Raw genomic sequence first — 26,721 nt, 5'->3', positions numbered from 1 at the left:
AACTACCCACCACTTTCGTCATGGTTGAGTGTGCGGGATACGTTTCCATCCGTCAATTTTTTTTCAACGCCGATGTTTCCCTAACGGCATTGCAAAACCCGCCCCGGCGTGCTGCATCTTCGGCAATCGAAAATACCAGATGACATGGACGGAGCCCGACCAATGACCCAGAACGCCCCCCTCAAACGCCGGACCGGCGGACAGGTCCTTGTGGACCAGCTTTTGATCCACGGGGCCGACACCGCCTATTGCGTGCCCGGTGAAAGCTACCTCGAGGTGCTGGACGCGCTGCATGACGTGCAAGACCGGTTCACCCTGATCAACGCCCGCCACGAGGCCGGTGCGGCGAATATGGCCGAAACCTACGGCAAACTGCACGGCACCCCCGGCATCTGCATGGTCACCCGCGGCCCCGGCGCCTGCCACGCCGCCATTGGCGTTCATATCGCGCAACAGGATAGCACGCCGATGATCCTGCTGGTGGGCCAGATCGCCCGCGACACCACCGACCGCGAAGCGTTTCAGGAAGTCGACTACCGCGCCATGTTCGGCCCTATCGCCAAATGGGCAACCCAGATCGACGATGCGTCGCGGGTGCCTGAATATATGGCCCGCGCCTTCCGCGTCGCCACCTCTGGCCGGCCCGGTCCCGTGGTCATCGCCCTGCCCGAGGACATGCTGACCGATATCGTCGAAGTCGCCGATGCGCGGCCCTATACCGCCACGCAGGCTCAGCTTTCGACAGCAAATGTAGATGCGCTGAAGGACGAGATCGCACAAGCCAAACGCCCGCTGATGCTGCTTGGCGGCTCCGGCTGGACCGAGGATGCCGCCGCCGCGGTCACCCGCTTTGCAGAGACCAACAGCATCCCCGTCGCCACCTCCTTCCGGCGACAGGATATCGTGCACAACCTGTCGCCCGTCTTTGCGGGCGATTTCGGCACCTCCACCGCGCCGGCGCTTTTTGCCCACCAGAAAGAGGCCGACCTGCTGATCGTCATCGGAGCCCGCTTGGGCGAGATGACGACCAAGACCTACACCACCCTGCAATCGCCCAACCCCGATACCCGTCTGGTGCACCTGCACCCTGACGCGGACGAGATCGGCCGCGTCTATTCCCCCGACCTCGGCTTTGCCGCCTCCCCCGCCGCTGCGGCATCGGCGCTTGGGGACCTTGATCTGGGCCGCGCCGACGATTGGCAAGATTGGTGCGCAAAGCTGCATGGCGATTACCTGACCGACACCGACAGCCCCAATGGCGCGGAATGGGAGCTCGACATGGGCGTCGCCCTTTGCCAGATCCGCGACAGCCTGCCGCAAGATACAATCGTGACGCTGGACGCGGGCAACCACACAGGCTGGGCGCAACGCTATCTACGCTTTGGCCGCCCGGGGCGCATCGTAGGGTCGACCTGTGGCGCGATGGGGTATTCCGTTCCGGCGGGCGTTTCTGCGGCGCTGGCGCATAAGGATCAGCTGGTGCTGTCATTCGTCGGCGATGGCGGCTTCATGATGAGCGGTCAAGAGCTCGCCACCGCCGCGCAATACGGGGCGACGCCGATCGTGCTGCTGTTCAACAACGGCATCTACGGCACCATCCGCATGCATCAGGAACGCGACCACCCCGAACGCATTTCAGGCACCACGCTGATCAATCAGGATTTCTGCAAAATGGCCGAGGGTTACGGCGCGCATGCGGAACGCGTGACCAAAACCGCCGACTTCGCCGCCGCCTTTGACCGTGCCCGCGCCAGCGGTCGCCCGGCCTTGATCGAACTGGTCACCAACCCCGAACAGATCTCTACCCGCACCACGATCACGAAACTGCGCGATGCAGCAAAGAAGTAAGCTCTAAACCGCGGATTAGAGCCACATAACAGCACCCCGCCCGCAACCTTGCGTGGGCGGGGCCCCTCCCCTAGCCGCGCCCGATAAAGGGCATCTTGGTCGCCATCACCGTCACGAACATGGCGTTTGAGCCGGGTGGCAGGCTTGCCATATAGACCAGCGTGCGGCCCACATCCTCTACATCCATGCGCGGCTCCGCCCGACGTGACCCATCCGGTTGCAGCACACCCTGGGCCATCTGCTCTGTCATCTCGCTGGCGGCATTGCCGATGTCGATCTGACCACAAGCGATGTCATGCGCCCGCCCGTCCAGCGACAGCGACCGCGTCAGCCCTGTCACCGCATGTTTCGTCGCCGTATAGGGTGCCGAGAACGGGCGCGGCACATGGGCAGAGATCGACCCGTTGTTGATGATCCGCCCACCCTTGGGCGACTGCCGTTTCATCAACCCGAAGGCCGCGCGCGCGCATAGAAAAGACCCCGTGAGGTTCGCGGCCACAATGGCGTTCCAGTCGTCCAGCGACAGGTCGTCAATCTCGACCGCGGGGGCGTTGACGCCCGCATTGTTGAACAGCAGGTCCAACCGCCCGAACTGCGCCTCGATCTGGTCAAACAGCGCCAGCACATCCGCCTCGACCCCGACATCAGCGGTGATCGCCAGATGCCCCTCCCTCGCCAACGCGGCACAGGCCTCCTCTAGCGGGGCCATCCGGCGTCCCGTCAGCACCAGCGTAAACCCCGCCTCTGCCAGCGCTGCGGCGCAGGCGCGCCCGACGCCGCTGCCCCCGCCGGTAACCAGTGCAATCTTCCTCTCCATCATCCCCCCGATCTGCGCCTTTGTGATCCGCGCAAGCTGATTTATACCAAGGGCATAGCAACCCGTTTTCCCCCCTGACGCAAGCCGAAGGACGCCGCAATGATCGACCTCTATACCTGGACCACCCCGAACGGCCGCAAGGTCTCTATCCTGCTAGAGGAGTTGGGCGTACCCTATACCGCCCACCCCATCGACATCACCAATGATGACCAATTCGCGCCCGACTTCTTGAAAATCAGCCCCAACAACAAGATCCCCGCAATCAAGGACCATGACAACGGCCTCTGCCTGATGGAATCCGGCGCGATCATGTGGTATCTCGCTGATAAATATGGGAAATTCCTGCCGAGCGATGCGATCGGACGTGCCAAGGTGCATGAATGGTTGATGTGGCAGATGGGCGGCTTGGGTCCGATGGCCGGACAAGCGCATCACTTCTTGCAGTTCAACCCGGGCAAGGCCCCCTACGCCGAAACCCGCTATGCGACAGAGGTCCAGCGGCTTTACGGCGTGCTCGACAAACAGCTCAAGGGGCAGGACTTCATCTGCGGTGACTATTCGATTGCGGATATGGCCTGTTGGCCCTGGGTCGCGCGCTATGAATGGCAGCGGGTGGACCTGACGCAATTCCCCAATGTGTTGCGCTGGTACAAAGCAATGCGCGCCCGCGACGCGGTGATCAAAGGGTATCAGGTGCCGAAAGATGTGGGCGAGGTTCCCCGCGGGGAACCGTAAGCCGCGGGCACCGTCACAGCCCGTCGATCAGGATATCCAAGGCCCGCTTCAACGCATCGCGCTCTGTCTCAAGCGAGGTCACCTTGTCGCGCAGCGCTGTGCCGCGCACGGCGGCCAGCTCTTGCACCCGCACGATCCATGCGGTGCCGTCGACCTCTACCTGCGGGGTCAGACCGGGAAAGGCGGCATACCGCCCCACCTCGCGCAGCGGTGCCACCACGCGCGAGGCGTCGATGCCAATCAGGTCGGTTTGCAGATCCACCACAAGCTGCCCGCCCGCAAGCCGGTACACATCAAACTGCGCCATAACGCGCCCTAGAAACTGCGGAAGCGTTCAAGCGGCAGGCCCTCGGCCTCTACCTCTTGCGCATAGGCGTCCAGCGCCTGCTGGTTCTCGATCCGCCAGCGGCGGTTGCGTTCTGCCTTGGCGGCGTCCGAAATCGCAGCCTCAGCCAGCCGCGACATGTTCAGCCCAAGCGCGCGCGCCGTCTCGGCGACGCTGGCATCCAACGTAAGATTCACTTTGACACGGCCCATGACACCCTCTCGCATTATGCGTATAGGGCAGGAGTATAGGTGAGGCTGAGGATTCGGGCAAGGCGGCGCGGGTTGGTGCGTATATGTGGGCCTATACCGCCGATTAGGCCCGACCCGTCGCAAAGAAGAAGGGGCAAGGCGATCCGCCCTGCCCCCTTCGAGTTTCAGTCTTTCTGATCCAGCGCTGCAAGGAACGCCTCGATACCGCGCTGTAATCGCGCCTTGCTGACAGCCGAGAAATCGCGCGGCAATCGCATCTCTACCTTCCCGTCCGACGCGATCACCCGCATCTCCCCCTGTGGCAACCCAAGCCGCAAGGATGTCTTGGCAGAGCTTCGGCCCGCGGGCTTTGGTGCGGCTTTCTTTGCCGTGATCCCTGCCCGCAGAATCGCAAGTTCGGCATCGGCATCCCGTTCAGGCTGCTTGATCAACGCCTTTTTCAGCGCCATCGCATTGCCCGCCTGCGCATCAAGGAACCGATAGACATCCAGCCCAAGCGCCCGCGGAATCGCCTCGGGGTAGCGCAGCGCGCCGTCCAGATCGGCAAGCACACGGGCGAACTGCCGGATATAGGTCTTCTTCTGTTTCAGCGCAGAAGCATACAGCGTGCCAACCGCGTCACTCACCTCGACGCCCGAATCCTGTGCATAGGACAAGGCCAGCCGCGCCATCTCGCCAAAGGACAGATCTTTGCGCACAAGGTTCTCGTCCACCATCTTGCGATACAGATCCGCGAGGGGTTCCCCGCGGGGAACCAGCGCGGCCGGGATGCGGGAATAACGCGGATCGCCGGTTTCGGCGGCAAGTTCGCGGAAAGCGGTGAGCCGGCGGAAGCCTTGAATAAGCTCATACCCGTTATCCGTCTGCTCCACCCGAATGGGGTTGGAGAGGCCGACCGACTGGATCGACTGTTTCAGCTCTGCCAGTTCGGGGTCGACATTGGCCGACCGGTCGCGGGTGAGCTTGTCGGTATGCACGTCCGAGGTCTGGATCAGGTCGGTGATCAACCCCAGCCGTTTCAGCCGCACATGCTCATGCGCAAGCGCGTCGTTTTCCGCGCGAATGGCGGCCTCTGCGCTGGCGCGCTCGGAAGTGGCTTCAAGCGTTTCCGAGATCGCGCTTGCCATCGGGCCGCGTCGCGACGGGGCAGGGGGGTTGGGCACAGGATCAGAGTTCTGCAACGGATGGCCCTGAATGTTGTACTCCTTCACAACGGGCGGTTCGGCAGGTGCGTTCCCCGCGGGGAACCCCGCGTCTTCCTCTTCATCCAAATCGAAGTTGATATCGAAAACAGAGCGTTTCTTAACCATTATTCATCCTCCAGTTTATCCCACGCATCGACAAGCGTGGCACGGAATTCATCATAGGCCCGATCAAAGGAGGCCCGCGCGCGGCGCCAGGTCTCGCGGGTCATCTGGCGGTAATCCATCTCGTAGATCGACGACAGGAACCGGCCTGACTGCTCAACCGCGCGGGTCATTTCAATCGGGTGCTCTGCTACATGTGGCTTAAAGACCTGATTAAATGCTGACTGCATCGCACGGTGCAGATCGTTATTCGGCTCGAAACGGGTCAATAGAAACTTGATGTCAGCAAAGGCCTTGACCGGATCAGTGCCCGACGGCAGCCGCCCGCGGAAGCGGCCCAGATCCTCAAGCGCTTCAGACAGCTGGCCGATGAAGCTGGTGGTGCTGTCATACTCCCAATAGCCGGGGCCGGAGGGAATATACAAAACATCCGCCGCAAAGACCGCGTTCATCGACTGGTAGCCAATGGCGGGCGGGCAGTCGAAGATGATCAGGTCGTAGGCGTCCGGCGGGATCGTATCAAGATAACGGGACACGGCGGCAAAGAACGACCATTCGGGGTTCAGATGCCGGTACTGCGCGCTGGCAAATTCGACGAAGGCGGCGTTGGCACAGCTGGGGATCAGGTCGATCGTGGGCCAGCTGGTTGGCTTGATGAAATCGGTGGCCCGCAATTCGCTAAGCCCCATACCGGTGACAGAGGCAGGCAGTTTGCGTTGGGGCAGGGTGGCCCCGCTTTCCGCGCCGCCTTGCACCGCGTTCATCCGCTCTGTCTCGCGGATCAGGTCGCGGGCCATGATGCCCCAGACGGTGACCTCTTCCGAGACATCCGACAGCCCCATCGAATGGCTGAGCGTGGCCTGCGGATCAAAGTCCACGGCCAGCACGCGGTAGCCGTCAAGCGCGGCCGCATGGGCGAAATGCAGCGCGACGGTGGACTTGCCCGCGCCGCCCTTGAAGTTGGCAATCGCGGCACGCACCGCCCGCTTACCCGCAGGGCGCGGCGGCATCAGCGACCGGTTCTTGATCTTCAGCTTGCGCCGCAGCTCGTTGATCTCTTCCAGCGAATACCAGCGCTGGCGGCCTTCCTCTTCCACCTGCCCCTCGGGCAGGGACGGGTCGGCGGCCAGCCGGCCGCGCAGGGTCGACGGGTTGGTCTTGAAGATCAGCTCCGCCACTTCCCAGCTTGAGAACCGGCGCAGGGTCTTTTCCATCTCGGGCGAATAGGTCTGATGCCGGATGTGCCCCTGCATCTTGAGCGACTGCGCCTGAAGCTTTGCCAGGTCCGCATAGGTAAACATAAGCTGTCCTTTTCCCTACCCGTTCCCCGCGGGGAACCGCCGCCCCGCACGCTGTGGCGGCACCGGAAAACCCGAAAGAGAACGCTAATTACTACTCAATTTGGATTTACGCTGAATTTGCATCTTATGGAAAGACATTTATTCTATAAACAGGTTTTCAATATCCCTTATACCACAGGGCCTCGGCGCGATTCGGGCGATAGGCGCGGCTCTATAGCTCCGGGGCGGAAATATAGGGGGACAGCAGGATCGGCCCCGCGACATATTGGGGGACAAAAACGCTGTAATAGGGGACGCTCTGCATGACCCCCTATACCAATGATACCTCAACTTTCAAATTTGAATGGGGAAGAAAGAGGGTCGGTGCAAAACCAATCCTTGACAGAATCGGGTTTCCGGACGCAAATCAGGGAAGAGGCGGAAAAGACGTTGTCTACGCCCCGAGGATCCATCAAGAGATCGAACTGAGGCTGCACATTCACACCGTGCCAGATCGGAGCAGCTATGCTTTCACCGAAACCCGTGGGGCGTGACGCCGCCGCGCGCAAGTATGATATCATCACCGCCTTGGGGGCCTATGCCCTTGCCGGCGGGAAACATGATCACCGTCTGGTGCTGCGCTTCATTACACTTGTAACGGCGCGCTACAACTGGGCGCGCAATGAACTGGCCGTCGGTCAGCGCGAGATCGCGCAGCTTTGGTCCGTTGATGAACGCACTGTCAAACGCGAAATGGCGAAACTGCGCGGCTGCGGCTGGCTGGTGGTCAAACGTCAGGGCGCACGCGGACGGGTGACGGAATACGGGCTCGACCTTGATGCGATCCTTGAAAAGACGCGCCCGCAATGGCCGCAGGTCGGGCCGGACTTTGATCTGCGCATGCAGGGCGCGCCGGAACCGACGCGGGTGGTGCCTTTGCCCGTGCGTGGCACCGCCCCGACGCCGCCTGTCGAAGGGGGCAGCGAATGGGCGCTGGCGCAGGCTGTGCTTCATGCCGAAGATGCCGGTGTCTATGGCAGTTGGCTGCATAATCTCACGCGGCAGGATCGGGCAGGGGGGCGTGTCACGCTTCAGGCCCCCAGCCGTTTTCACGGGGCCTATGTGCAGACCCATCTGACCACCCGCGTGCTGGCCGCATTGCAGGCCGTAGATAGTGACGTGTCCGAGGTCGTGATCACCGCCTGAACCGGATCGGCTGAACGGGGGCACCGCGTGCCCCACGCTTTGCCATTGTAATCCGCGAAACTGCAGGCGACATTCCCCGCAATTAAACTGTTGCCCCTGCGTCAGCAGGGAAGGGGAGGATACCATGCAATTGAACGGACAGGCCGCCATCGTCACCGGTGGCGCTTCGGGATTGGGCGGGGCCACGGCAGCGTTTCTGGCGCAGGCCGGGGCCAAGGTCACCATCTTTGATATGAACGCCGAACTGGGCGAGGAAAAAGCCACCGCCATCGGGGGCAAGTTCCTGCGCGTTGATGTCACCGACGAAAGCGCGGTAGAGGCCGCGATCGCAGAGGCCGAAGGGCTGCACGGCAAGGCGCGTATTCTGGTAAACTGCGCGGGCATCGGCCCGCCCGCCAAAGTCGTGGATCGTGACGGCGCGGCGCTGCCCTTGGCAAGCTTTACCAATGTCGTGAATGTGAACCTGCTGGGGTCGTTCAACGTGTTGTCGAAATTCGCCGCCGCCTTGCACAAGGCGGAGCCCGTGGGCGAGGAACGCGGCGTGATCATCAACACGGCATCGGTCGCGGCTTTTGACGGGCAGATCGGGCAGGCGGCCTATGCGGCATCGAAGGGCGGGATCGTGGGCATGACCTTGCCCGTCGCCCGCGAGCTGGCGCGCTATGGCATCCGGGTGATGACGATTGCACCGGGGCTGTTCCTCACTCCGCTGCTGGAGGGTCTGCCGCAGGAGGCACAGGATTCGCTCGGCGCGCAGGTGCCCTTCCCCAGCCGTTTGGGCGATCCGTCGGAATACGCCAAGATGGTCGGGGCGATTATCGACAACCCGATGCTGAACGGTGAAACGATCCGCCTTGATGGCGCGATCCGCATGGCACCGAAATAGAGACTGAATAGAGGGGAAAGCGTTATGGCACATGCCTATATCGTAGAGACAGCCCGCACCGCAGGGGGGCGCCGTGGCGGCGCGCTGCGCGACTGGCACCCTGCCAATCTGGGGGCCGAGGTGTTGAATGCGCTGGTGGCGCGGTCCGGGATCGACGGCGCGGTGATTGACGACGTGATTGTCGGTTGCGTCAGCCAGGGCGGAGAGCAATCCTTTGCCTTCGGGCGCAACTGTGTGCTGGCGTCGAATCTGCCGCAATCGGTGCCCGCTGTCACCATCGACCGGCAATGCGGCAGCTCGCAACAGGCGGTGCAATTCGCGGCACAGGCGGTGATGTCGGGCACGCAGGATGTGGTTGTCGCCATGGGTGTCGAAAGCATGACACGGGTGCCGATGGGGTCGAACGTGTCGCTTTATGCCAAGGCGGGGTTGGGCGAGGGCCCGTTCAGCGACCGGATCGAGGCGCGCTACGGCACCAAGAATTTCAGCCAGTTCATCGGCGCGGAAATGGTCGCGCAGAAGCACGGGTTCACCCGCGCGGAACTGGACGCCTATGCGCTGGAAAGCCACCGCCGCGCCACCGCTGCGCGGGATGGTGGGGTCTTTGACGCAGAGATCATCCCGCTGACCATCGAGGGCGGGATGCACACCCGCGACGAAGGCATCCGCGATGATGCGACGCTTGACGGGATTTCCTCGGTTAAACTGCTGGATCCGGACGGCATGATCTCTGCCGCGAATGCGTCGCAGATTTGCGATGGGGCGGCGGGCGTGTTGGTCGTGTCCGAAGCCGCTCTCAAGAAATACAAGCTGACCCCGAAGGCGCGGATCGTGAACCTGACGGTGACCGCGGGCGATCCGGTGATCATGCTGGAGGAACCGCTGCCCGCCACCGACCGCGCGCTGGAGCGGGCCGGTATGAAGATCGACGACATCGATCTGTTCGAGGTCAACGAAGCCTTTGCGCCGATCCCGATGGCATGGGCGAAGCACACCGGGGCCGATCCGGCCAAGTTGAATGTGAATGGCGGCGCGATTGCGCTTGGGCATCCTCTGGGGGCCTCTGGTGCGCGGCTGATGACGACGCTGGTGCACAGCCTGCATGCGCGCGGCCAAAAATACGGGTTGCAAACCATGTGCGAAGGCGGCGGCATCGCCAATGTCACCATCATCGAGGCGCTGTAGCCTCGATCACAAGAAGGGGGTGACGGACGCAACGTTCGTCATTTCCAAAGCGCGCACATCCTGACAAGTTGCAGGAAAATAATACGTCCCGGAGGAACAAGATGACGCTACCCGCCCTTTTCGACAATTTGCGTATCCCGCTGATTGGCAGCCCGCTGTTCATTATCTCGAACCCTGATCTGGTGATTGCACAGTGCAAGGCCGGTATCGTGGGCAGCTTTCCAGCGCTGAACGCACGTGAAGCGGAGGGGGAGCCGATTGAGCTGGACCGCTGGTTGACGCGCATCAAGGAAGAGCTGGACCGTCACAACCAAGCGAACCCCGACAATCCTGCCGCCCCCTATGCGGTGAACCAGATCGTGCATAAATCCAACGCGCGGCTTGAACGGGACGTAGAGATTTGCGTCAAGCACGAGGTGCCGCTGTGGATCACGTCGCTTGGGGCGCAGGAATGGCTGAACGATGCGGCGCATGGCGCGGGCGGTGTTGTCTTGCACGACATCATCAACAACCGCTTTGCCCATAAGGCGATTGAAAAAGGTGCCGATGGTCTGATCGCTGTGGCCGCAGGGGCAGGGGGGCACGCCGGTGCCTTGTCGCCGCTGGCGCTGATCCAGGAGATCCGCGAATGGTTCAACGGACCGCTGTTCCTGTCGGGGGCGATTGCCAAGGGTGACAGCATTCTTGCGGCGCAGGCCATGGGCGCGGATGGCGGCTATGCCGGGTCGGCGTTTATCGCCACGCAAGAGGCGAATGCCGACGCACGCTACAAGCAGATGATCGCGGATTCGGGGGCTTCGGATATTGTGTATTCCGACTTGTTCACCGGCGTTTGGGGCAACTATCTGAAAGCCTCGATCGAGGCGCAGGGCATGGACCCGAACAATCTTGAACGGTCCGACCCGTCGAACATGAACTTCGGTGCCGATCGCGAAAAGCCCAAAAGCTGGAAAGAGATCTGGGGGGCCGGTCAGGGCATCGGTGCGGTCAAGGATGTGCGCCCCGCCGCCGAGGTGGTCGAGCGGATGGCGACAGAATACGCCGCGGCCCGCAAACGTCTGTTCGATCAGACCGCGTGAGTGTAAAACAGGCCGTCCCTTCGGGGGCGGCTTTTTTGATGACGGGATAGGGATCGCCATGCACACCGCGCCGGAGACGACTTTACGCCGCTTGTTCGATCGCGCGGTCGCCGTGGCGGATCCGATGCAATCGCTGGCCGCGCATCTGCCGCCGAAACCGGCGGGGCGTGTGGTGGTGATCGGTGCAGGCAAGGCCAGCGCGCGCATGGCCGAGGCGGTAGAGGCGGCCTGGGGCCGCTGCGACGGTTTGGTGATCACCCGCTATGGATACGCCCGCCCCTGTCAGGGGATCGAGATTGTCGAGGCCGCCCACCCCGTGCCCGATGCCGCCGGACAGGCCGCAACCGCGCGGATGCTACAACTGGTGCAGGGCTTGGGCGAGGGGGACTTTGTGCTGGCGTTGATCTCGGGCGGGGCGTCGGCGCTGCTGACCGCGCCCTTGGGGGAGATTACGCTGGCCGAGAAACAGGCGGTGAACGCGGGGTTGCTGGCCTCTGGCGCGCCGATCACGCAGATGAATGTGGTGCGCAAGCATCTGTCGCAGGTCAAGGGCGGGCAACTGGCGGCGGCGGCCTATCCGGCGGCGATGCACACGTTGATGATCTCGGATGTGCCGGGGGATGATATGGCGATGATCGGGTCGGGCCCCACGGTGGGCGATGCCTCCACCTCGCGCGATGCGCAGGCGATCTTGACGCAGTGGGGCGTGGCGGTTCCGGCCTCGGTCACGCGGGCGCTGGCTGCGGGGTCGCAGGTCGTGCCGCCGGATGATGCGCGGCTGTCGCGTGTGATGAACCGGATTTATGCGGCCCCCAAGCAATCGCTGGATGCGGCACAGGCTTTGGCCGAGGCAGAGGGGTTTCGCGTGATCCGTCTGGGCAATGACCTAGAGGGCGAGGCCCGCGAGGTCGCCCGCGCCCATGCCGCTTTGGCCCTGCAAGAGCAGGCGCGTCTACATCCCGGCGATGCGCCGATTGTAATCCTGTCGGGCGGCGAGCTGACGGTCACGCGGCGCGGGGATGGCGTTGGTGGACCGAATGCGGAATATGCCTTGGCGCTGATGCTGGCGCTGAACGGGGCGGCGGGTATCTGGGGGTTGGCCTGCGATACCGACGGCGTCGACGGTGCGGCAGAGGTCGCGGGGGCGATCATCGGGCCCGACACATTGGCACGGGGCGGGGCCGCGCGCGCCGACGCAGAATCGGCGTTAGCGGTAAATGACGCCCACGGTTTCTTTGGCCGGATCGGCGGTCAGGTGGTGACGGGACCGACGCTGACGAACGTCAACGACTTCCGTGCTATGATTGTGCATCCCGTATGATCAGCAACCCTGAGTTGGGGCGTCTTTAGATTCTCTTGAGGTTTCTGTCTTTATCCTGTGCGCAAGCAATAATTAACGTTGGCAGGGAAACCGGTGCTACTTATAAGTGAGGGATGCCGGTAACATGATCAGCGGGTGGCTTTCATCGATTAGGCGCTTTTTTCAGTTTCGCGAAATGTGAGAGTATAGTTTTGTTCAAGCGCTTAGATTTGATTTTGGTCGTTGTCTGCCTTCTCGTGACCTTCGGGATCTACGCTGAAGGCGCGCGAATGAACCGCGCCGCGGCCAAGGCCGAATTCACCCGCATCACCGAAGACGGGCTTCAGGCGCTGGATCGTCGGATGAACATCTATCTGCAAAGTCTGAACGGCGCCGCAGGGATGATGCAATCTTCGGAGAATATCGAATACGACGATTTCGAGACCTTTGTCGAAAGTCTGGATTTCGAAAACTACCTGCCCGGCATCAACGGGATCGGGTTTGTCGAACCCGTGGCCAAGGTGGACGAGGATGCTTTCGTCGCCGATATGCGTGCCAATGGGACGCCGGGGTTCGAGATCAGGCCAGAAACGAACCATGACCAGAAATATGTGATCAAATATATCGCGCCGGTGCTGCCCAACAAGGAAGCCGTCGGGCTGGACATTAGCTTTGAAAAAGGGCGGCGCGAGGCGGCGGATCGGGCGCGAGAAACCAATACCCCGCAGCTGACACCGCGCATCCTGCTGGTGCAGGACGCGATGAAGGAACCGGGGTTCTTGCTGCTGCGCCCGCTGTTCTATGCCTCCGGCCCGCGCGAGGGGACGTTTCGCGGCTGGGTCTATGCGCCGTTCATCGGCCGTAACCTGTTGCAGGACCTGACGCCGAACCAGAACAATGTGTATGATTTCCACGTCTATGACGGCGACACGACCGACCCCGAGGCTCTGATCTATGCTAGTCAGGATCACGAACATGCGGCGGGTAAGTATAGTGTGGCCTATGCCACCGAATTCTTCGGGCGGACCTGGACCGTCCAATATGAAAGCACCCCCTTGTTCGAGGCGTTGTTCCCCGGTGGAACGCCGCTGCTTGCGCTGATCGCAGGGATTGCCCTGACCGCGATGCTGATCGTGGTGCTGCGCGCTATTCGCCAACGCGGGGATTCTCTGGCTGAGGTGGCCGCGCTGCGCGAACAGCAGATCAGCGCCCGCGAAGAGGAAAACCGGTCGATCATCGAGAACAGCGTTGTGGGCATCTTCATTCTGGATGAACGCCGCGAGATCCTGTTTGCCAACCACGCCGCGCTCGAGATTTTCGACAAGCGTGAAGACGGGATGGGCGGGTTGCCCCTGAAGAAATTCGTGAAAGAGGCGGGGTGGCTGCCCGCAGAGGCAGGCTATAACGCCACGGGCACCAAACATGACGGATCCACGCTGCACCTCGATCTACATTATAACGAATGGGAGACGCTGAATGGCGTCAAACGCATCACCGCTATTGTGCGGGATGTATCGGTCGAGGTCGGGGCCGTCGGGGAACTGGCGGGGATCAAGGAACGCTATGACCATGCTCTCGCGGGGTCAGAAATTGGCGTGTTCGAGATCGACCTGATGTCGGGCAAATCGGTGGTTTCGCCGACGTGGCGCAAGATCATGGAGGTCGGTCCGGAGGTCGAGGATACGCAGGAAGAGTTCCTGAGCCGTATCCACCCCGACGATCTGCCCCGTCTGATCGAGGCGGATCAGCACTGTATCACCGGCAAGGCAGAACGGTCGCGGACCGAATACCGGATGCAGTTCGGCGAAGGCTGGCGCTGGATGCGGTCGGATGCCGTGGTCGTGGACCGCGCCGACGATGGGTCGGCGATACGGATGGTCGGGACGCAAAGCGACATTACCGGGCTGCGTCACGCCCGCAACGCGCTTGAGGCGAGCGAGAAGCGATTCCGCACCGTGCTGGATGCGGCCCCCGTTGGCATGGCGACCCTGAACAGCAACGGACAGTTCACCAGCGTGAACAACGCCATGTGCGAGCTGACGGGATATTCGCAAAAGGTAATGACCGACCGGTTCAACCTTGCGCAGATCATCCCCGAGGAAGATGTGAAGCTGATGCGTGATATCGTGACCAAGTTCACCGAAAGCGGGTCGAACGAGGTTTACCGCGGCGAACATCCGATCCTGCACAAGGACGGCGGCCAGCGGTGGGGGCTGTTCAACATCACCTGGACCTTCGACAAAAACGAAGGGGCTTATGTCTTTATCGCGCAGGTCAACGATATCACCGACCAGAAGAAGATCGACGAGATCAAGAATGAATTTGTCTCCACGGTCAGCCATGAATTGCGCACGCCGCTGACCTCTATCAAGGGGGCGCTTGGCCTGATCGAGATGTCGGCGCGTGACACCATGCCTGCCTCGGCGCTGCGCCTGATCGAGATCGCGCGCAACAACGCCGACCGTCTGACCACCATCGTGAACGATATCCTCGACCTCGAAAAGATATCGTCGGGCAAGATCGAGTTTGACCTCAGCCCGATGAGCCTGAACGAGGTCATCTCTTCGGCCGTGCAAGAGATGATGCCCTTTGCCGTCACCCATAACACCAAACTGGTGATGGATCTGCCCGACACCGACATCAATGTAACCGCCGATTGGTCACGGATGATGCAGGTGCTGGCGAACCTGATGTCGAATGCGTGTAAGTACTCGACCGAAGGCACCGACGTCACGATCAAGGCCGAGACGATTGGCGACATGGCGATTGTTTACGTTCAGAACTTCGGCCCCGGCGTGCCCGAGAATTTCAAGAACCGGATTTTTCAGGCGTTTTCTCAGGCCGATGGATCGGACACGCGGGCCAAGGGCGGGACGGGCCTTGGGCTGAATATCACGCGACAGATCGTCTGGCGTCAGGGCGGCAACATTGGCTTTGAAAGCAAGCCGAGCGGGACCACGGTTTTCTGGTTCACCTGTCCGCTGGCCACCGATGCCGAAGGGTATGACGTGCTGCCCGATGCCCGCACGTTCGAAGTGATCGACGGCACGAGGAACAACCTTAGGGTGTTGCACCTTGAGGATGACGAAGAATTTGCAGAGGTGCTGCGCGAAGGGCTGAGACCCTTTGCCGATGTCCATAACGTCACGCGGCTGAACGAGGTCCACGAAGCGCTGAGCGCGGGGCCGCTGGATGTGATTATCCTTGACTGGACCGTGCCAGATGGCGACGCCGCTGCCGTCCTGGACGATATCGCTGAGCTTCAGCCAACGGCGCGGGTGGTCGGGCTGACCTCTGACGCGGCGCGCGAGAAGGATAGTCGGGTGGGCACCCATCTGGTGAAGTCTCAGACCGACCTGAACCACATTATCGAAAGTATTGTAGGTCCGACACAAAGAGCGAGTTGATCTCCTTATGGTTGTTTCTAAAGTTGCTAAAAATCGCCTTAAAAATGTCTAGATACTTTTGTCTATGATGGCGCAAGGGATGGAGAGGGTGCTTGGCTAGGGATGGTGCCTTCTTTTTGTAAGTAAGGACGCGATATGTCTTGGAACGGAAAGAAGCGCCATAGTGCGACCGGTTTCGTCGCCGGATCGGCCTTGGCTGGGGGGTGGTATGCCGCGACCTCGGCGCTGCTGTCGGGCACACCGGCGCAAACCGTTCCGGTTATCGGGGCCATCGCCATTGCCAGTCTGGTGCCGCTGATCGCCGCGAATGTGCGGGCCACGCCGGCGCGTGCGACGGTTGATGACAGCGTCGCCCAACAGCTGCGTGTGCTAAAGATGCACACGATGGTAAACGTGGTCGACACCGATAACCTGCTGGTCGAGGTGAACGACCTGTTGCTAGAGGCAACCGGCTATACCCGCAAAGAGCTGATCGGCAAACCGGTCGCGATGCTGTATTCCAAGGACAATAGAACCACCGCCACTGAAATCCGCGATCTGCTGCGGCAGGGCAAAAGCTGGCAGGGTGAAACGACGCTGCGCAATCGCGACGGGTCAAACTGCGTGACACAGACGACAGTGACCCCGTTGCTGGATGCGAATGGCCGCTGGATCGGGTCGATCTCGGCGCGGACGGACATCACATCTACCACCAAGCTGATCGCGCGACGCGACACGGCAATGACCTTGCACGAGCTGCGCGACGACATCTGGATCGTGTCCGAAGACAACCTTGAGTTGCGCTATATGAACCTTGCCGCCAAGGCGCGGTTCGGCTGGTCGACGCGGCCCAAGAACGGGCAAACGGTGCGCGATATGGCGGCCGAGCGCGGCTGCGAGGATGTGCTCGACGCCTGTCTACGGATGATGGATATCGGCGACACCTATATGACGTTCAGCGCAACGATATCGGGCACGAACTTTGAAGGGTCGATCAAGTGGCTCAACAAGGGGACAGTCGACGGGCGTCTGCTGATCATGCTGCACGACATCACCGAACGGCTTGAACAAGAGCGGCTGCAGGCGGATTTCATCTCTATGGTCAGCCATGAACTTCGGTCGCCCTTGACCTCGATCAAAGGGTCGATGGGGCTGCTGTTGTCGAAAGCCGCGGGCCAGCTGCCGCCCAAGGCCGAGGGCTTGCTGGAGATCGCGCATCGCAATGCCGATCGTCTGGTGCTGATCATCAACGACATTCTGGATATGGAGAAGATCTCCTCCGGGCGTCTGGATTTCGAACTGGAAACCGCCGACCTGTCGGAACTGGTGGCCGAATCCCTGCGCGCCAATGCGACCGCCCATCAGCGGTTCGGCTTGCAGATCAAGTGCCACGGGGTGGATACGCCCACCTATATCGAGACCGACGCCAACCGTATCATTCAAGTTTTAACCAACTTGATGTCGAATGCTGCGAAGTTTTCCAAGCCGGGCGGCACGGTGGAGATCTCCGTCGATAAAACGCCCGAAAACGTATGTGTGTCTGTACGCGATGAGGGTATGGGCATTGCGCCCGAAGACCAGCATAAGATCTTTCAGCGGTTTGCAGATATGGCGAATTCCGACCGGGCGACCAAAGGCGGTACCGGTTTGGGGCTGAGCATCTGTAAAGCAATTGTTGAAGGTTTGGGTGGTACGATTGATTTTGTCAGTAAAGAAGGGCGGGGGACAACTTTCACCTTCACTTTACCTGTCAAAACGCGCCATTCTGGGCCAGAGAATGATTTTGAAAGACTAGAGAACGTTGGATAAGAGTCCCGTATGATTAAATTGCTTCACGTAGAAGACGACGCCGATATTCGCGAAATCGCCAAAATGTCACTCGAACTGTCGGGTGATTTCGTGGTTGAGCAATGCGACTGCGGCGAACAGGCGCTTGAAAAGACGCTGGACTATATCCCCGATGTGTTTTTGCTGGATATGATGATGCCCGGCATGACCGGCCGTCAAACGCTTGAGAAACTGCGCGAGAATCCGGATTTCGCGAATGTACCCGCGATCTTCATGACCGCCCGTGCCCAGCCGAACGAGCTGGAAGAACTGCGCGGCATCGGCGCGACAGAGGTGATCAGCAAACCCTTTGATCCCATGTCGCTCGCCGACCAGATCAAGGCAGCCATCGCCTGAATAGGGCCAGACTTTAGATGAAGAAACCGCGGCGGAAATGCTGCGGTTTTTTTTTCCTTTGTGACTGTCGTTGTTTGTCAGGTTGATACGGGTAGGACGTTTGTTCGGGAATTATAAATTTTTAATCAACGTTATGTTAAATAATGGCGAACGCTTAAACCCAGCCGGTGAAGCCACCTGAATACCGTTTCAGATTCAGCCGCGGGGGCCGCGATTTTTCCGGCAAGCATCACGGATATTCTCGACGCAATCCCTACGCCAGACACTGCACGAAGAATTCCGACAGCGGTCTGTGTTGGCTTTGATCCGGCCTGAAAACGCGGTACGGATTGATATGGCGCAGCGTACCCTTATCGAGATTCTTTTGCCTGAGTTGAGGGCCTATGCCACGGCCATCTGTCAGTCGCGCGACGCGGCAGAGGATCTGGTGCAGGACGCGGTGGAGCGGGGGTTGCGATCTGATCGCAGACCCGAGCTGCTGGAGGAATTGCGCCCGTGGATGTTCCGCGTCATTCGCAACCTGCATTATGACGAGCTGAGAAAAAGGCGCGTGCGCCGTGAATATTCGGCGGAGGAGAAACGTCTATCTGATGAAGCGGGCGGACCGGACACCGCGCGGGATGTATTGATCCGGCTGGCGTTCGAGAAGCTGCCGCCCGAAACCCGCGAGGTGCTGTGCCTTGTGGACATTATGGGCCTGAAATACGCCGAGGCGGCGAAAGTGATGGATGTGCCGAACGGCACAGTGATGAGCCGGATCAGCCGCGCGCGTCGGGCGTTGCTGGACATGGTCGATGGGGCTGGAACGGCAAAACAGGAAGTGACGCGGAAGACATGAGCGAGTTGAACGACAAAGACTGGGAACAGGTCAACGCCTACCATGATGGCGCGCTGAACGCGTCGGAAATGCGTGGCCTAGAGACGCGGTTGGCAGCCGAACCTGCGCTGGCTGCGGCGCTTGAGGATGTGCGGCGCGTTTCGCGCGGTTTGGCGTTGATGCGTCCGGTGCTGGATGACCCAGACGCTACGCCGCAAACGAGGGCTGCAAACAGCAACCGGCACCCGCGAACTTGGCTTTGGGGCGGCGCTGTCGCCGCAGCGGTGGCTTTGGCGATGGTATTCGGGTCTGGCTTCGTCGCCTCCCCTACGGCTTTCGACATTCACACCGAACTGGCAGCACAGACCTATGATGTAGGCTCTGGCGATCTGCGCCCCGTGGCGGGGGGTGGACTGGCAGGTGTGCCGGATCTTGAGGGCGCGAACCTGACAGCCGTCGCGTCCCGCGTGGCAAAGCAGGGCGACATCATGCATTATGCGGGCCAGAATGGATGTCGGCTGACCTACCTGCGCGGCGGGTTTGCCCTGCCAGAGGGTAAGAGTACGTCAGAAAAGCAGATCGCGAGCTGGGATTCCCGGGACCAACAGCGCCATATTATCGTTGCGACGGGGATGGACCGCACCCGGTTCGATGCCATTGCCCGCTATCTTAGGCTCGAAACGCGCGAACGCGCCTCTGAAAGCGTGATGGCAGCGCTTTCAAAGACGGTTCGTTTGGCGCGGCCTTGCGTCGGTTAGGTCAGTCGGCGTCTGACAAACTGGCGAGATAGGCAATCACATCGGCTTGGTCTTCCGGCTTGCGCAGCCCGGCAAAGCTCATCTTGGTGCCGGGCACGGCCTTGCGGGGGTTGGCTAGGAACGCCGCCAGCCGGTCGGGTGTCCAGTCGTCACCATGGTCGGTCAGCGCGCCGGAATAGCGGAACCCGTCCACCGCCGCGACCGAGGCACCGACGATCCCGTACAGATTTGGCCCGACGCGGCTTGGGCCATCTTCTTCGACCGTGTGACAGGCTTTGCACTTCCTGAACACCTTCTCGCCCGCGGCGGGATCGCCTTGTGCCAGAATCTCGGCACCGGGGGTTTCCGGCTCTGCTGCGGCGGCGTCCTCGGTCGGCGCGCTGGCGTCGCTGTTGGCCGCGGGGTCTGATCCGCCAGCGACCGTCGCCACATAGGTCGATAGCGTTTCGATCTCTGCGTCGGTCAGCGTTTCGGCAAAGCCGGGCATAATGCCGATCCCGCTTGTCACTGCGGCGCGGACCTGTTCGACGGTGGGCTTGAAGTCATCAAGGTTCGGGCCGATCTCGCCTTCGGCACCTGCGTCTTTCAAGCTGTGACAAAGGGCACATTGCGGCTGCGCTGTCTCGTTGAAAAGGGCGCGCCCTGCGTCAAGAGAGGCGTCGGCTGCTGCTGCGCTGCCGATCAGCGCAAGGAAAAGGGCACCGCCAAGGCGCGGCGTCAGGGATGGGGTCATTTCAATGTCTCCGGGTAAGGGTCGGACCGACGGCCAAGGCCGCCGGTCTTTGGGGTCAGCTGACAGTCACGTCGACGGCATGTGCCCGCCATCCGTTATTGCCATAACCGCGTTCGTTTGGCGGAAAGTTCTCTGGCTGGGCGTCGCCTCCGGCATTGGTTGCCCGGCTGGCCAGCATATGCGTGCCTTCCGTCAGGTCGGTGATCAGCACAAAGGGCCGCCACGCGTAGGGGCCCAGGTCAGGGCCCAGAAACTGCGCATCGGCCCAGGTCTGCCCGCCGTCGGTGGACACTTCGACTTTCTCAAGCCCGCTGACACCGCCCATGGCGACGCCGTGGATCTGTACCTTGCCCGTTGCGGCATCCACCAGGGGTCCGGTGATCCATGATTTCACGGACATCTCGTACATGGAGGGTTGCGAGGGATCACCTTTCTCGCCGACAGGGCGGACGCGGTAGCCGGTTTGCTGGATCTTATTGGGCGATTCCTCGACCGTCAGCGCCAACCGTTTGAGATACTTGATATTGTTGACCCCGTAGTAGCCCGGGATAATCAGCCGCAGGGGGCCACCGTGCGCCAGCGGCACGGGTTCGCCGTTCATCTCCCACGCGAGGATCGCGCGATCCATCGCAGCCTTGGGGACAGAGCGTTCAACCTGGATCGATTCAGGCGGCAGCCCTTGGGGAATGTCCTCTCCGCCCGTGCCGGTCAGATACTCGGCATCTGCGTCGGCGCCACCCATTGCGTCAATAACGGCGCGCACGGGCACGCCTGTCCACACGACATTGCCCGCCGCCCCGACAGACCACTGCGACCCGCTCGTCTCGTGATCGAAGAAGGCGCGCCCGTTGCCCGAGCATTGCAGCACGCAGACCACCGTTTCGACGCCAAGCGTTTTCAACGCACCGACGGTCATCTTGCCGGGGTTTGCAACACCGTCGATCTCGACCTCCCAGGCATCGCGATCGGCAACGATCTTGTCCGAGGGGGCGGGCAAGTTGTTGCGGATGTAAAGTTCGGTCGTGGGGGTGATCAGCTCTGACCCCTGTGCGGCGCGTTTCGTCTCGAGCGTCTGCTTGGAATGGACGATCATGTCCTCGGCGTCTTTCCAGGCGACGTAATCCGGCAAAGGCTCTGCGCCTGATTGTGCCAACGCCGGTGCCCCGACCGCGACGGCTGCCATCGTGCCTGCCGATCCGATCAAAAAGTGCCGACGCTTAACGTTTTCAATGACTTTCATGTCTTCCTCCCGTGGTTCCGGGCCTTTGCTCTGCATCGTGGGCAAAGGCTCTATGACCAAGTGACGTCCGGGGGGTGCGGTTTATTCCCGCGTGACAAAATAACTTTCGATAAAGTTTGGGGGCGCCCGCTGGATCGGTGCCCGTTCGCGCAGGCCCGCTGTATCCAGCGGTTTGGCAGAACTCGGGTCTGTCGCCTAGCGGGAGCCGTTGTGTTGTATTGGGGGTGCTCCTCTTGGCTGTCTTGCGCTGTGCAGGCTCAGGCCGGGTTCAGGCGTTCCCGCGGACAGGTTTGTCGTTGTTGATCGTGAATATCATCCCGTCGAGAAGTTCATCCAGATCGGGGCGCGCCGCCGGACCGTTAGAGATGGCTATGATCTGCGTCGTGCCGTCGGGGCGCAGGCAGAAAATACCGGGCTCTGCAAAGCGACGGTCGGTTTCCTGCGAAGACAGAGGGTCGCTGACGTAAAGCCCCATGGCGCGCATGTCACTCTCTTGCAGGTCGTAGCCGATGTCGAAGGTCCACCCGAAGCGCGCGACATCATCGCTGACTTTCTCCAGCGGGTCGGCCGAGACACATTTCACCGCAAAACCCGCGTCTTCCCACTTTGCATAGTTGTGTTCCAGCTTGCTGAGGTAGGTCTTGCAGCGTCCGCAATGCTTGCCACGGTATACGATGAGCAGCGTCCAGCCGTCGGTCGCGCCGCCCACCGTCATGGTGCCGCCGCCGAATTTAGGCACCTCGAACACGGGAAAGGCGGTGCCCGCCTGTAGTTTGGTTGTCTGGTTGGAATGCGAATTTGTCATGTATCTATCTCTTCCTATGTGTTGGCCCGCCCGTGCAGCAGGGGCGAAATTTCCGTCGCCTTAGTCGTCTCTTCGCAGACCTTAAGCCCTTTAAAATTCTAAATTTTTGGGCCGGCGCAGCGAAGATCAAAACGACAAGGTCGGGCGCGTCCCCATTAAAACTCGAAAAATAGTACTTGTAAATATTTGTAAGTCATGTGATCACTTTTGCAATAATTTGTCTTTGGGAGGAAACAAATATGAAACTGAATAAAATCATCACCCGTGGTGCCTTTGCGATTGCCGCGGCATCGACGCTGGCTGTCATGCCCGTGACGGCGCAGGCAAAAGACTGGCGCGGCTGGAATATCCACGTCGAGGATTACCCCGTATCGCACGGTATGGAAGCCTTCATGGAAGAGGTCACCGAAAAGACCGGGGGCGAGATCAAGGGCAAGGTGTTCCACGCTGGCGTTCTGGGCTCGCAGCCCGATGCGATTGAACAGCTGCGTCTCGGGATCATGGATTTTGGCGTCTTCAGCCTTGGGCCGATGGGTCAGGCCGTGCCTGCGACCAACGTCGTGTCCTTGCCCTTCGTGTTCAAAAGCGTGCCACAGATGTATGAGCTGATGGACGGCGAACCCGGTGCCGCACTTGGGGAAGCGCTAGAGGAAAAGGGGATCGTCCCCCTTGGTTACTATGACGCCGGCGCGCGGTCTTTCTATAACTCGGTCAAGCCGATCAATACGCCCGAAGACGTGCAAGGCATGAAAGTGCGCGTGATGAACAACGATCTGTTCGTCGGCATGATCGAATCCATGGGCGGCAACGCCACCCCGATGGCCTTTGCGGAAGTCTACCAGTCGATCAAGACGGGCGTTGTTGACGGGGCAGAGAACAACCCGCCGTCTTATGAATCCACCAGCCACTTCGAGGTTGCGAAATACTATTCGTTAACCCAGCACCTGATCATTCCCGAATGTCTGTGCATGAGCAAAAAGACCTTTGACGGTCTGACACCAAAACAGCAGGAAATCGTGAAAACCGCCGGTAAAAACTCCACCGATCTGCAGCGCAAACTCTGGGGCGAACGCGAGGCGGCGTCGATGAAGATCATCATGGACGGTGGCGTCGAAGTGAACGAGATCGCCGACAAATCGGCGTTCCAGGAAGCGATGGTGCCCGTCTACGAAAAGTATCTGGCGGCCAATCCAGAGATGACGGATCTCGTCAATCTGTTCCGCAACGCTGACTGATTAGCGCGGCCGGACAATCGTGCGCCCTGTTGTAACGGGGCGCACCCCTTCTCTCACAAAGGAATAGGGCCGTGGAACACGCACCCCTCTGGATGAAGCATACCGAGCGTGCGCTCGACGGGCTGAGTTTTCTTTGCATGCTCGCGGCCTCTATCGCCATCGTCGTGCTGATCGCGACCTTCGGCTGGCTGGTGTTCGGGCGCTATGTCTTGAACGTCACACCGACATGGGTCGAACAGCTGGCGCTTTTGCTGATCTGCTATGTGACCTATCTGGGCGCGGCGGTCGGGATCCATGAGAACACGCATCTCGGGGTGACGCTGTTCCGCGACATGATGGGCTGGCGGGTCAGTAATTTCCTGAAACTCGTCATTGATATCGTCCTTGCCGGTTTTGGCCTGATCATGCTGGTCGCAAGTATTGAACTGGTGAAATTCGGGTGGAGCACAATGCTCCCCATGCTGAACATCCCCGAGAGTTTCCGGTCCTTGTCGGCTGCGATGTGCGGCGGGCTTGTCTTTCTATTTGCCGGACTGCGCGCGGTGTTTCGGATCGCCTGTCTTCTGCGCGGTATCCCCTATCATGAAAAAGGTCTGTTTTAATCATGGGTCTGACAATCCTTCTTGGCATTTTCGGTGTCTCCGTCGTGATCGGTATCCCCGTCGCCTTTGCAATGGGTATCGCAGCCCTGACCGCCTTTTGGTACGAAGGTTTTCCGCTGCTGATCACCTTTCAACGGTCGGTTTCCGGCATCTCTGTCTTCTCGCTGCTGGCGATCCCGTTCTTCGTTTTCGCAGGCGAGCTGATGCTGCACGGCGGTATCGCGATGCGTCTGGTCAAGTTCGCCTCGGCCCTTGTGGGTCACGTGCGCGGCGGTCTGGCATCGGTGAACATCTTTTCCAGCATGTTGTTCGGCGGGATTTCGGGATCGGCTGTGGCTGATATCTCGGCGCTTGGGTCTATTCTGATCCCTGTCATGAAGGAACGGGGCTATCATTCCGATTACGCGGTGAACGTGACCGTTACATCATCGATTGCAGGCATCGTTATTCCGCCCAGCCACAATATGATTATCTTTGCGGTGGCCGCAGGCGGGGGGATCTCTATCTCGAAGCTGTTCCTCGCGGGGGTGGTGCCTGGCATGCTGATGTGTCTGTGCCTTGCGGTGGCGGCCTATGTCATTGCGATCAAACGTAACTATCCGGCGGAGCCCTTCCCCGGCTGGCGTGCGGTCGGCGTTGCATCGCTGCATGCGCTGCCGGGTCTGGTGACGGCTGTAATTATCGTAGGCGGGGTGCTGTCGGGTATTTTCACCGTGACTGAATCCGGTGCCTTCGGTGCGATCTATGCGCTGCTGCTGACCTATTTCGTCTATCGCAGCCTTGACTGGAACGGGTTCAAGACCGCCGTCGTCTCTGCCGTGCGCACAACCGCGATGGTCATGGTGCTGATCGGTTTTGCCAGTTCATTCGCCTATCTTCTGGCGCTGTATCAGGTGCCCGAAAAGCTGAGCAGCTTCATGCTTGGCATCTCGGAAGAAAAGATCGCCGTTCTGCTGATGATCAACATCATGCTGCTGGTGCTGGGGATGATCATGGATATGGCCGCGCTGATCCTGATCTGCACCCCGATCTTCCTGCCCATTGTGCGCGATCTTGGCATGGACCCCACCCAGTTCGGGATCATGCTGCTGGTCAACCTCGGGCTTGGTCTGTGCACGCCCCCCGTTGGCACCTGTCTGTTCGTGGGCTGTGCCGTCGGCAGGGTCAAGATCGAGGAAACGCTCAGGACCATATGGCCCTTTTACCTGGCCATTCTGATGGCGCTCTTGCTGGTCACATATGTCCCTGCGGTGTCGCTGTTCCTGCCCTCATTGCTTGAATGAGCCGATCTTTTCCACGCCTTTCAAAACGCCCGAAATACCATAGTAGAAAGTATTCACCATGACTGAACCGACGCCAGAACTCCTTGAAAAGCTCATGCATGTCAGCACGGCAACGCTGACCACCGCATTGTTCAAGCGCGGCTTTCGTAACGTCTTTATTCAGGGGCCGTACCGTATGAACCCCGGGCCGAATATGGTCGGGCCGGCCTACACCCTGCGCTATATTCCCGCGCGCGAGGATCTGGACGGGCTAGAGTCTTTCGCGGACCGCGCCAACCCGCAGCGCAAGGGCGTAGAGGAATGCCCCCCCGGGTCCGTCTTCATGATCGACTCGCGGCGCGATTCAACGGCGGCGTCGGCGGGGTGTATTCTGGCCACCCGATTGATGAAGCGCGGCTGCAAGGGGATCGTCACCGACGGGGGGTTCCGCGACACGCCCGAAATTTCGGCGCTGGAGATGCCCGCCTATCACACGCGCCCCAGTGCGCCGACAAACCTGACCAAACACCACGCCGTCGCGATCAATGATCCTATCGCATGTGGCGGTGTTTCCGTCTTTCCGGGTGATATTATCGTGGGCGACAATGAAGGCGTCGTTTGCATCCCCAAGCATCTGGTGGCAGAAATAGCGTCAGAAACCGAAGAGATGACCGTTTTCGAAGACTTCGTTCTGGAAATGGTGCAAAATGGTGCTTCGATTTTTGGGCTTTACCCACCGACAGATCCGGCAACGAAGGACGAATTCAAAGCATGGCGGGAACAAAACAACCGGTAGCAGGCGCAGATGCGAGCCGTTCCGCCATGGGCAAGCCCGCCAAGGAACGCACGCTCGCGGATCACGCCTACGAGAAAATCCTCGCGATGATCTCCAGCGGGGAGACCGCGGTCGGGGATAAGCTGCCGACGGAACACGCCATGAGCGAGATGCTGGAGGTGTCCCGGCCGGTGCTGCGTCAGGCGCTCAAGCAACTGCGCGAAGACGGCGTGGTGGTGTCGCGGCAGGGGTCCGGGTCATTCGTGCAGCGCCGCCCCGATACGGCGGTGCTGACCTTTGCGCCCGTGGGGTCCATCGCTGATATCCAGCGCACCTTCGAATTCCGCGCCGCGATCGAGGGGGAGGCGGCGTTCCTTGCCGCCGTGCGCCATACAGAAGCGGATCTGGCCAAGCTGCGCGCGCATTTCAAGGAGCTGGACCGCTGCATTCGCGAAGGGGAGTTGGGCGTCGAAGCAGACGAGGCCTTTCATCAGGCGATCTGCGAGGCGTCCGGCAACCAGTATTTCGCAACTGCGCGCACCTCAATGAAGTCGAACATCCTGACCGGCCTTAACCTGACGCGGAACCTGTCGCTCAGCAAACCGCGCGAGCGGATGGAGCTTGTCCAGCAAGAACACCGCCGCATCCTCGCCGCGATCATCGCACGGGATCAGGCCGAAGCCCGTGCCGCCATGCGCGCCCATGTCGAGAATGCAAAGAACCGTGTGTTCGAAGGCTAATCGC

25 protein-coding genes are annotated in these 26,721 nt (G+C 60.7%); 17 read left to right on the top strand and 8 right to left on the bottom strand.

The annotated features are described in order from the left end of the window. Positions 1-162 precede the first annotated feature (162 nt). Positions 163-1,848 carry a thiamine pyrophosphate-binding protein gene (locus ABM428_RS16690; protein WP_132997927.1) on the top strand — a complete coding sequence of 562 codons (1,686 nt, stop codon included), beginning with the start codon at positions 163-165 and terminating at the stop codon, positions 1,846-1,848. Positions 1,849-1,918: 70 nt separating this feature from the next. On the opposite strand, the gene ABM428_RS16685 is transcribed toward ABM428_RS16690, so the two are convergent. After that, a complete protein-coding gene (locus ABM428_RS16685; protein ID WP_132997926.1) occupies positions 1,919-2,668 on the bottom strand; it encodes an SDR family oxidoreductase in 750 nt (249 codons plus the stop codon). 96 nt (positions 2,669-2,764) lie between these two features. Here ABM428_RS16685 and ABM428_RS16680 point away from each other — a divergent pair, with 96 nt between their 5' ends. Then, on the top strand, positions 2,765-3,400 hold the full coding sequence (locus tag ABM428_RS16680; RefSeq protein ID WP_132997925.1) for a glutathione S-transferase family protein: 636 nt from the start codon (positions 2,765-2,767) through the stop codon (positions 3,398-3,400). A 13-nt stretch (positions 3,401-3,413) separates the two neighbouring features. Here the strand turns inward: ABM428_RS16680 and ABM428_RS16675 are convergent, their stop codons facing one another. The 4 genes from ABM428_RS16675 to ABM428_RS16660 all read right to left on the bottom strand — a co-directional run bounded on the left by ABM428_RS16675 (position 3,414) and on the right by ABM428_RS16660 (position 6,545). Further along, complete coding sequence (locus ABM428_RS16675; protein WP_132997924.1) at positions 3,414-3,707, bottom strand: CcdB family protein; 294 nt, start codon at positions 3,705-3,707, stop codon at positions 3,414-3,416. A gap of 8 nt (positions 3,708-3,715) precedes the next feature. Continuing rightward, the gene (locus ABM428_RS16670) at positions 3,716-3,937 is read right to left on the bottom strand and encodes a type II toxin-antitoxin system CcdA family antitoxin (protein ID WP_039911359.1); all 222 of its coding nucleotides are present in this window, start codon (positions 3,935-3,937) and stop codon (positions 3,716-3,718) included. A 164-nt stretch (positions 3,938-4,101) separates the two neighbouring features. After that, entirely contained in the window at positions 4,102-5,247 is a 1,146-nt protein-coding gene (locus ABM428_RS16665; RefSeq protein ID WP_005848981.1) for a ParB/RepB/Spo0J family partition protein, read from the bottom strand. Further along, entirely contained in the window at positions 5,247-6,545 is a 1,299-nt protein-coding gene (locus ABM428_RS16660) for an AAA family ATPase (protein WP_005848979.1), read from the bottom strand. Before ABM428_RS16660 ends, ABM428_RS16665 begins: the two co-directional genes overlap by 1 nt. A 504-nt stretch (positions 6,546-7,049) precedes the next feature. Between ABM428_RS16660 and ABM428_RS16655 the strand changes: the two genes are divergently transcribed. The 10 genes from ABM428_RS16655 (at position 7,050) to ABM428_RS16610 (ending at position 19,325) form a co-directional block, all read left to right on the top strand. Next, entirely contained in the window at positions 7,050-7,730 is a 681-nt protein-coding gene (locus tag ABM428_RS16655) for a DnaA N-terminal domain-containing protein (protein ID WP_009824377.1), read from the top strand. 124 nt (positions 7,731-7,854) lie between these two features. Next, complete coding sequence (locus ABM428_RS16650) at positions 7,855-8,616, top strand: SDR family NAD(P)-dependent oxidoreductase (RefSeq protein ID WP_037941991.1); 762 nt, start codon at positions 7,855-7,857, stop codon at positions 8,614-8,616. Positions 8,617-8,640: 24 nt separating this feature from the next. Further along, a complete protein-coding gene (locus ABM428_RS16645; RefSeq protein ID WP_353628585.1) occupies positions 8,641-9,801 on the top strand; it encodes an acetyl-CoA C-acetyltransferase in 1,161 nt (386 codons plus the stop codon). 101 nt (positions 9,802-9,902) lie between these two features. Next, entirely contained in the window at positions 9,903-10,880 is a 978-nt protein-coding gene (locus tag ABM428_RS16640; protein WP_005848974.1) for a nitronate monooxygenase family protein, read from the top strand. 58 nt (positions 10,881-10,938) lie between these two features. Continuing rightward, on the top strand, positions 10,939-12,201 hold the full coding sequence (locus ABM428_RS16635) for a glycerate kinase (protein ID WP_353628584.1): 1,263 nt from the start codon (positions 10,939-10,941) through the stop codon (positions 12,199-12,201). Between the two features lie 269 nt (positions 12,202-12,470). Continuing rightward, the gene (locus ABM428_RS16630; protein WP_353628583.1) at positions 12,471-15,587 is read left to right on the top strand and encodes a CHASE domain-containing protein; all 3,117 of its coding nucleotides are present in this window, start codon (positions 12,471-12,473) and stop codon (positions 15,585-15,587) included. A gap of 135 nt (positions 15,588-15,722) precedes the next feature. Beyond that, entirely contained in the window at positions 15,723-17,375 is a 1,653-nt protein-coding gene (locus ABM428_RS16625; protein ID WP_132997920.1) for an ATP-binding protein, read from the top strand. Between the two features lie 9 nt (positions 17,376-17,384). Further along, positions 17,385-17,750 carry a response regulator gene (locus ABM428_RS16620; RefSeq protein WP_005848967.1) on the top strand — a complete coding sequence of 122 codons (366 nt, stop codon included), beginning with the start codon at positions 17,385-17,387 and terminating at the stop codon, positions 17,748-17,750. Between the two features lie 334 nt (positions 17,751-18,084). Beyond that, on the top strand, positions 18,085-18,588 hold the full coding sequence (locus tag ABM428_RS16615) for an RNA polymerase sigma factor (protein WP_132997919.1): 504 nt from the start codon (positions 18,085-18,087) through the stop codon (positions 18,586-18,588). Beyond that, positions 18,585-19,325 (top strand): hypothetical protein, encoded by a 741-nt coding sequence (locus tag ABM428_RS16610; protein WP_353628582.1) that lies wholly within the window; start codon positions 18,585-18,587, stop codon positions 19,323-19,325. Before ABM428_RS16615 ends, ABM428_RS16610 begins: the two co-directional genes overlap by 4 nt. Position 19,326: 1 nt before the next feature. Here the strand turns inward: ABM428_RS16610 and ABM428_RS16605 are convergent, their stop codons facing one another. The 3 genes from ABM428_RS16605 to ABM428_RS16595 all read right to left on the bottom strand — a co-directional run bounded on the left by ABM428_RS16605 (position 19,327) and on the right by ABM428_RS16595 (position 22,103). Beyond that, a complete protein-coding gene (locus ABM428_RS16605; protein WP_353628581.1) occupies positions 19,327-20,058 on the bottom strand; it encodes a c-type cytochrome in 732 nt (243 codons plus the stop codon). 55 nt (positions 20,059-20,113) lie between these two features. After that, complete coding sequence (locus tag ABM428_RS16600; protein ID WP_353628580.1) at positions 20,114-21,298, bottom strand: sulfite oxidase; 1,185 nt, start codon at positions 21,296-21,298, stop codon at positions 20,114-20,116. 268 nt (positions 21,299-21,566) lie between these two features. Continuing rightward, on the bottom strand, positions 21,567-22,103 hold the full coding sequence (locus ABM428_RS16595) for a redoxin domain-containing protein (RefSeq protein WP_289082144.1): 537 nt from the start codon (positions 22,101-22,103) through the stop codon (positions 21,567-21,569). A 239-nt stretch (positions 22,104-22,342) separates the two neighbouring features. Between ABM428_RS16595 and ABM428_RS16590 the strand changes: the two genes are divergently transcribed. The 5 genes from ABM428_RS16590 to ABM428_RS16570 all read left to right on the top strand — a co-directional run bounded on the left by ABM428_RS16590 (position 22,343) and on the right by ABM428_RS16570 (position 26,717). Continuing rightward, the gene (locus tag ABM428_RS16590) at positions 22,343-23,338 is read left to right on the top strand and encodes a TRAP transporter substrate-binding protein (RefSeq protein ID WP_353628579.1); all 996 of its coding nucleotides are present in this window, start codon (positions 22,343-22,345) and stop codon (positions 23,336-23,338) included. 71 nt (positions 23,339-23,409) lie between these two features. After that, a complete protein-coding gene (locus tag ABM428_RS16585; RefSeq protein WP_235602549.1) occupies positions 23,410-23,940 on the top strand; it encodes a TRAP transporter small permease in 531 nt (176 codons plus the stop codon). Between the two features lie 2 nt (positions 23,941-23,942). After that, the gene (locus ABM428_RS16580; protein ID WP_005848953.1) at positions 23,943-25,223 is read left to right on the top strand and encodes a TRAP transporter large permease; all 1,281 of its coding nucleotides are present in this window, start codon (positions 23,943-23,945) and stop codon (positions 25,221-25,223) included. A 58-nt stretch (positions 25,224-25,281) separates the two neighbouring features. Next, on the top strand, positions 25,282-25,998 hold the full coding sequence (locus ABM428_RS16575) for a ribonuclease activity regulator RraA (protein ID WP_005848951.1): 717 nt from the start codon (positions 25,282-25,284) through the stop codon (positions 25,996-25,998). Further along, positions 25,974-26,717, top strand: coding sequence for a FadR/GntR family transcriptional regulator (locus tag ABM428_RS16570; protein ID WP_050752188.1), 744 nt, complete (start codon positions 25,974-25,976; stop codon positions 26,715-26,717). Before ABM428_RS16575 ends, ABM428_RS16570 begins: the two co-directional genes overlap by 25 nt. Positions 26,718-26,721: the final 4 nt, after the last annotated feature.

It is taken from the genome of Sulfitobacter sp. TCYB15 (assembly GCF_040435955.1).
Lineage (GTDB): Bacteria > Pseudomonadota > Alphaproteobacteria > Rhodobacterales > Rhodobacteraceae > Sulfitobacter > Sulfitobacter pontiacus.
The sequence above is the reverse complement of the archived record's forward strand: the minus strand, read 5'-3'. Positions and strand labels throughout refer to the sequence as shown.